This is a genomic window from Streptomyces sp. CT34, from assembly GCF_000805335.1.
In the GTDB taxonomy this organism is placed as follows: domain Bacteria; phylum Actinomycetota; class Actinomycetes; order Streptomycetales; family Streptomycetaceae; genus Streptomyces.
The window spans coordinates 1,088,124-1,094,254 of the sequence record NZ_KN708638.1; the positions used below are offsets into that span (position 1 = coordinate 1,088,124).

Annotated in this window: 7 protein-coding genes; 3 read left to right on the forward strand and 4 right to left on the reverse strand. The window is 73.1% G+C overall.

The window, feature by feature from the left end; genetic code table 11:
• Positions 1–740: ATP-binding protein (locus RZ84_RS40600; protein WP_241777581.1), on the reverse strand; the 740-nt coding region annotated here is incomplete at its 3' end.
• Positions 741–796: 56 nt separating this feature from the next.
• Complete coding sequence (locus RZ84_RS04920; RefSeq protein WP_241777582.1) at positions 797–2,662, reverse strand: alkyl/aryl-sulfatase; 1,866 nt, start codon at positions 2,660–2,662, stop codon at positions 797–799.
• A 547-nt stretch (positions 2,663–3,209) separates the two neighbouring features.
• Here RZ84_RS04920 and RZ84_RS38770 point away from each other — a divergent pair.
• On the forward strand, positions 3,210–3,359 hold the full coding sequence (locus RZ84_RS38770) for a hypothetical protein (protein WP_157878769.1): 150 nt from the start codon (positions 3,210–3,212) through the stop codon (positions 3,357–3,359).
• A 114-nt stretch (positions 3,360–3,473) separates the two neighbouring features.
• Here RZ84_RS38770 and RZ84_RS04925 read toward each other — a convergent pair whose 3' ends face one another.
• Positions 3,474–3,914: an SPW repeat protein gene (locus RZ84_RS04925; RefSeq protein ID WP_043263239.1), complete on the reverse strand. Its 441-nt coding sequence runs from the start codon at positions 3,912–3,914 to the stop codon at positions 3,474–3,476.
• Positions 3,915–4,097: 183 nt separating this feature from the next.
• Complete coding sequence (gene ribA / locus RZ84_RS04930) at positions 4,098–4,700, reverse strand: GTP cyclohydrolase II (RefSeq protein WP_052230425.1); 603 nt, start codon at positions 4,698–4,700, stop codon at positions 4,098–4,100.
• Between the two features lie 220 nt (positions 4,701–4,920).
• On the opposite strand from ribA, the gene RZ84_RS04935 reads away from it, so the two are divergent.
• Positions 4,921–5,667, forward strand: a complete 747-nt coding sequence (locus RZ84_RS04935; RefSeq protein ID WP_043263240.1) for a creatininase family protein — start codon at positions 4,921–4,923, stop codon at positions 5,665–5,667.
• Positions 5,664–6,131: RibD family protein (locus RZ84_RS40605; protein WP_241777583.1), on the forward strand; the 468-nt coding region annotated here is incomplete at its 3' end. The genes RZ84_RS04935 and RZ84_RS40605, both read left to right, overlap by 4 nt.

Sequence of the window (6,131 nt, forward strand, 5' to 3'; positions counted from 1 at the left end):
GTGCGCAGCGTGCGGTGCCGCGGGGTGCCGGCGTTCTCGGTGCCGTCCAGGGAGTCGAGACCGGCGCCGATGCGCTCGGCGACGCGGTCCAGCGGGCTGTGCGCCAGCTGGGCGCCGGCCAGTTCCAGGGCGAGCGGGATCCCTTCGAGGCGCCGGCAGATCTCCGCCGCGGCCCCGGCGTGGGCCGGGTCGCCGAGCCGGAGGTCCGGGGCCGCGGCGCCGGCCCGTTCGGTGAAGAGCGCCAGCGCGTCGTTGTCGCCGGTGCACGGCAGCGGGCCGATCTCGGTGATCCACTCGCCGACGACGTCCAGCGGCTGCCGGCTGGTGACCAGTACGGTCACCGCGGGGGCGGCGGTCAGCAGATCGCCGACCAGGTCGCGGCAGGCGGCGACGAGGTGTTCGCAGGAGTCCAGGACCAGCAACAGCCGCTTGTCGGCGAGCCATTCGCAGAGCGCGGCCACCGGCGTCCGCGCCGAGTGGTCGGCCAGTCCGACGGCGTCACAGACGGCGGCGACCAGCAGCTGGTCGCGCCGTAACGACCAGAGCGGGGCCCACCGGACGCCGTCCGGGAAGCGCGGCGCCGCGGCGCGGGCGGCGCGCATCGCGATCCGGGTCTTGCCCACACCGCCGGGCCCGGTCAGGGTGATCAGCCGGTGCTGGGTCAACTCGCGGTGCAGCTGCCGCAGTTCGGCTCGCCGGCCGACAAAGCTTGTCGACTCATCGGGAATGTCGCTGGTCACCGGCCCAGTTTGCCGCACGCCGGAGGGCGCCCACAGCGCGCCGGCCCCGGGCGGGATCACGGTGTGACGATGGCGAAGTCGGGGTCGGGGGTGCTGAGCAGGCCGAGGAGTTCGTGGAGGGCCGCCCCCGGCTCACCCTCGTGGGTGATCGCGGAGGGGCCGCCGTCGGTGAGCAGATCGCGGAGCTGGGTGCGGGTGAGGGTGAGGGTGAGATCCGGCTGCCGGTCGCCGGAGGGGGTGGGGCGGCCGGGGGTGCTGAGGTGGGTGAGGGCGCCGTGGGAGAGGGTGAGGTGCCAGGTGCGGTCCTCGTCGGGGAGGTAGAGGTCGATGGCGAGGTGGGCCGACCAGGCCCGGGGGCCGTCGACGCGGATGGCGAGCGAGTCGAGGAGCTGATCGATGGTGCGGGCCCCGACGAGGTCGGGTCCGGGGGCCTCCGGGCCGGGGGCGGGCGGCGGTGCGTCGGCGGGACGGCCGCGCAGTTCCATGGCGCCGGTGAGGTAGTAGTTGCGCCAGGTGCCGTTCTCGCAGCCGTAGCCCAGCCGCTCGTAGACGGCGGCCAGTTCGCGGCGGGCGCGCGGGTTCTGCGGGGCGGCGAAGACGGCGTGGTTGAGGAGGGTGGCGGCGAACCGGAGGTCGCCGTCGGCGGCGTACCGCTTGCCCGCGTCCACGGTGGCCTCCACACCGCCCAGGATGTCCACGTAGCGCCGGGCCTGCTCGGCCGGCGGGTGCTCCCACAGGTGCGCGGGGTTGCCGTCGAACCAGCCGAGGTAGCGCTGGTAGATCGCCTTGACGTTGTGGCTGAGCGAGCCGTAGTAGCCGTGGTGTGCCCACAGCCGCTCCAGGTCCGGGGGCAGCCGCAGCTCCTCGGCGATCTCGGGGCCGGTGTGCCCTTCGTTGAGCAGCCGCAGCGTCTGGTCGTGCAGGTACGCGTACAGGTCGCGCTGGTTGGCCAGCAGGCTGCGGATGCGGTCGTTGCCCCAGGTCGGCCAGTGGTGGGAGGCGAAGGCGACCTCGGTGTCGGCGCCGAAGAGGGCCAGCGCCTCGTTGAGGTGGTGGGCCCAGCGCCGGGTGTCGCGGACCACCGCACCGCGCAGGGTGAGGACGCTGTGCAGTGTGTGGAGGGCGTTCTCCGCGGTGCAGAGCGCCTGGTGGGCGGGGGAGGCGAAGTTCATCGACGCGGCGGCGTCGGTGCCCGGGGTGAGCTGGAAGACCAGGCGTATGCCGTCGACGATCTCCTCCTGGCCGGTGCGGGTGACGTCCACGGTCGGCGGGATGAAGGTGCGGGTGCCGGTGGAGGTGGTGGTGCCCAGACCGCAGCCGATCTGGCCGCCCGGTCCCTTCGGGAGCCGGGTGCCGTACATGTACTCCGCGCGCCGGGTCATCGCCGGTCCCGTGAAGAGCTGCTCGCCGACCGCGTGTGCCAGGAATCCGGCGGGCGCGAGGACCGGTACGGGGTGCCGGCCGGGCGGTAGGACGCCGCGTCCGCCGCCGAAGTGGTCGGCGTGCGCGTGGGTGTAGATCAGGCCGGTGACCAGCCGGTCGCCGCGGTGCTTGCGGTAGAGCTCCAGCGCCGCGGCGGCGGTCTCGGCGGAGAGCAGCGGGTCGACGACGAGGACACCGTGATCGCCTTCGATGAGCGTCATGTTGGACAGGTCCAGACCACGCGCCTGGTAGATGCCGTCGGTCACCTCGTACAGGCCCTGCCGGCTCACCAGCCTCCCCTGGCGCCACAGGCTCTCGTTCGCGGTCTCGGGGCAGTTCCCGGCCAGGAAGGCGTAGTCCTCGGCGTCCCAGACCACCCGTCCGTCCGCCGCGGTGATCCGGGGCGGGTCGAGCGGGGCGATGAAGCCGCGGTCGGCGTCGGCGAAGTCTTCGTGGTCATCGACGGGCACAGCGGGCTCGTCCACAGGCACAGCGGTCACGGCGCGCCACCTCTCCCGGACGGCGGGCCATCACGGGCACATGGCCCACACGTTCGATTTAACCGAAGATGCCCGGCCGCCGCACGTGAGCCACCGCGCGGCTCACACGCCACGCGGTCACCGCGTCACACCGGCTCGGCCCCGATGACGGAGAGCGGTCGACGACGTGCCGCGGGCAGCAGGGCCGGCGGTGTGCGATGGCGCGGCACCTCTCCGGTGATGTCCGGACAACGGCGTTACGGGCGGGGCCGGGCAGGGCACAACAACGCCTGTGTGACGCTGCACCCACGCAGGGCCACCCACGGTCAGGAACCCTGATTTCGCTCGATCTTCGAGGCAACGCCCGCACCCGCCCGCCGGCATCCTGCCCATAGGGCGCGACCGGCGGCCCCATCCGGGAGAGGAGGGACGCTCCCTGTCCCCCGACGACGACCGCCAACTCCGCGACCTGGCGGAGACGTTCCGGACCGACGCCTCCCCCTGCCCGCGCCCGCGCATAACGGCCACCGGCGCGGCACCGCCCGTCCGGCGCGGCGCGGTCCGGCTGATGCTGGGCACCGCGATCACCGTGCTGATCGCCGGTGTCGCGCTGTCCCACGGTCTGATCCTGGCCGGCGGGCTGGTGCTGGCCGGGGTCGCCGGGCAGCTCGCCGCGCCCGCCCCGCCCGCCGTCCCGGACCGCGATCACCGGCCGTAGCCGGCCGCGGACCGAGGGGTGCCGCCGGACATGTGCCCGGCCCGCTTGCCGTCGCTCTCGATGTCGTACGGCAGCGGGCCGGTGGTTTCCACACGCCCCCGTGGGGAGCGCGCATCACGTGGCGCTGCGGCTCCGTGATGCCACCGCGACACACGTCGCGCCCAGGAGGAACGTCAGGGCGCCGATGACGACGTTGTTCCAGATGACTCCCTTGTCCGGGCCCGTGCCGACGATCCAGGGCGCCACGATCAGCCAGACGCCGATCGCGGACATCGCACCGCTCAGGCCGTACATACGCTCCGGAGTGACGGTGAACCCGACCGCCAGCAGGGCGATCGCCACACCGACGATGAGGTTGTGGGTCATCAGTGCGGGCTGCGAGGCCGTGTAGTGCACGATCCACGGTGATGCCGCGCAGTACAGACCGACCAGGAACACCGGTCCGTCGACGAGCACCACGTCCCGCCCGCCGACCGTCCGCTCGAAGCGGGCCCTCATCTCCGAAACGTCGGGGTGACCAGCGAGATCTCCCCTGGGGTGTGAGACGTCGGCCATGCGACTCGCCTCCTTCGTCCACAAGTCAGTCAGGCCGCTTCGCGTGGCATCAGCCGCGCACTTTTATTCTGCGCTTATGTCGCCTTTATGTGTAGATGTCGGCGGAGACGAATTTCGCGGAAGTGCAGGACCGCGCCGGCCGGGCGACCCCCCGGCCGGCGCGCACCTCCGCGGCGGGGCCGGTCAGGACGGGTCCGGGGCGCCGTCCAGATGCGGCAGATCGTGGTCCAGGCGCTCCCGCTTGGCACGCAGATACCGGATGTTCTCCGCACCGGGCGGCACCAGCAGCGGCACCCGCTCGGCGACATCGATGCCATGGCGCTCCAGCGCCTCACTCTTGCGCGGATTGTTCGACAGCAACCGTACGGACCGGACGCCGAGGTCCTGGAGAATTCCGGCCGCGGCGCGGTATTCCCGGGCATCGACGGGCAGCCCGAGCGCGATATTCGCCTCGACCGTGTCCAGCCCGTCGTCCTCCTGGAGTCGCATCGCCCGGAGTTTGGCCAGCAGCCCTATCCCCCGGCCCTCGTGCCCCTGGAGATAGACGACGATGCCGCGCCCCGCGTCCGCTATCGCCCGCAGGGCCGCGGTCAGTTGCTCACCGCATTCGCAGTGCGTGGAACCGAAGACATCGCCCGTCAGACACTCCGAATGGATACGGGTCAGCGCCCTCTCCCCCGCCACGTCACCACGCACCAGGGCCACTTGCTCGATTCCGCTGCGGCGGTCGAGATAGCCCACGGCACGGAATTCGCCGTACGCGGTGGGAAGCCGGACGGCCACCATCCGCTGCACTTCCGGACGCGGCGCGACAGCGGCGACGGCGGTGGAATCACCCCCTGCGACAGCGGCGTTGGCGTCCGGTCCGGCCTCGGCAGCGGTATCGGGGTCCGTCATGGCATGATCGTACCCGCGTTCGGAAACGAGCGGTACACGATCCAGCCTGCGACAATTCCCCTCAACTGGGCACCGGCGCTGCCGGGTTGACGCCGATCGGAGCCTGCCGATGACCGTACCGGGCCACCGGAGTCCACCGCCCGGCCTGCTGCCGGCGGACACCACCGAGGATGTCCGGGCCGCACGGCCCGAGATGGCACTGCTGCCCATCGGCAGCTTCGAACAGCACGGCGCGCACCTGCCGTTGACCACGGACACGGTCATCGCCTGCGCCGTCGCCGCGGAAATCGCCGCACGGTACCCGGTCCTGCTGCTGCCGCCGCTGACCGTCTCGTGTTCCCAGGAGCACGCCGCCTGGCCGGGAACCGTCAGCATTTCCGCGCGCACCCTGCACGCCGTGGTGACGGATATCGCCGCCTCGCTCCGCCGGTCCGGCACGGGGACGCTGGTTCTCGTCAACGGCCACGGCGGAAACTACGTGCTGCGCAACGTCGTTCAGGAGTCCAACGAGAGCGGCGGGACGCGGATGGCGCTCTTTCCCGGTTCGGCCGACTGGGCCGCGGCCCGCTCCCGGGCGGGCGTGCGGACATCCGCGCACAGCGATATGCACGCGGGCGAGACCGAGACGTCGATTCTGCTGCACACCCACCCCGAACTCGTCCGGCCCGGCTACGCCTCGGCCGACCACCTCGCCGACGACCGGCCTCATCTGCTCACCCTCGGCATGCCGGCCTACACGGAATCCGGCGTCATCGGGCGCCCCTCCCTGGCCTCCGCCGAGAAGGGTGCCCGGCTGCTGGCGGGGCTGGCCGAGGCGTTCGGCGCCTGTGCCGAACTCCTGGGCGACGGCCGATGACCCATCCGCCCGACGCGGCACCCGAGGCGCTCGACCCGGCGACGGCCTGGCAGCGGCTGCTCGGCGTCCGTACGCCGGCCGAGGCGGCGGCGGCCGGGCTGGTGCCGGACGGCGCCGGCGGGGCGCGCTGGGCGGGGGCCGCCGCGCCCGGGGCGGCCTGGCTCGCCGAGCGCTATCTGCCGCTGTGCCTGGCCGGCCCCCGGGTGGCGTTCGGGCAGCTCGGGCAGAGCCTGGACGGCTTCATCGCGACCCGCACCGGCGACGCCGACTACGTCACCGGCGAGGAGGACCGCCGGCATCTGCACCGGCTGCGCGCGCTGGCGGACGCGGTGCTGGTCGGGGCCGGCACCGCGGTGGCGGACGACCCCCGGCTGACCGTACGGGCGTGCGCGGGCCGCGATCCGGTCCGGGTGGTCCTCGATCCGCGGAGCCGGGTGCCCCGGCACCGGCGGGGGGTCACCCGC

Coding starts and splice junctions, on each gene's coding strand:
- RZ84_RS38770 (WP_157878769.1), top strand. CDS start 3,210: ATGCTGGGCACCGCGATCACCGTGCTGATCGCCGGTGTCGCGCTGTCC.
- RZ84_RS04925 (WP_043263239.1), bottom strand. CDS start 3,914: ATGGCCGACGTCTCACACCCCAGGGGAGATCTCGCTGGTCACCCCGAC.
- ribA (WP_052230425.1), bottom strand. CDS start 4,700: ATGGTGGCCGTCCGGCTTCCCACCGCGTACGGCGAATTCCGTGCCGTG.
- RZ84_RS04935 (WP_043263240.1), top strand. CDS start 4,921: ATGACCGTACCGGGCCACCGGAGTCCACCGCCCGGCCTGCTGCCGGCG.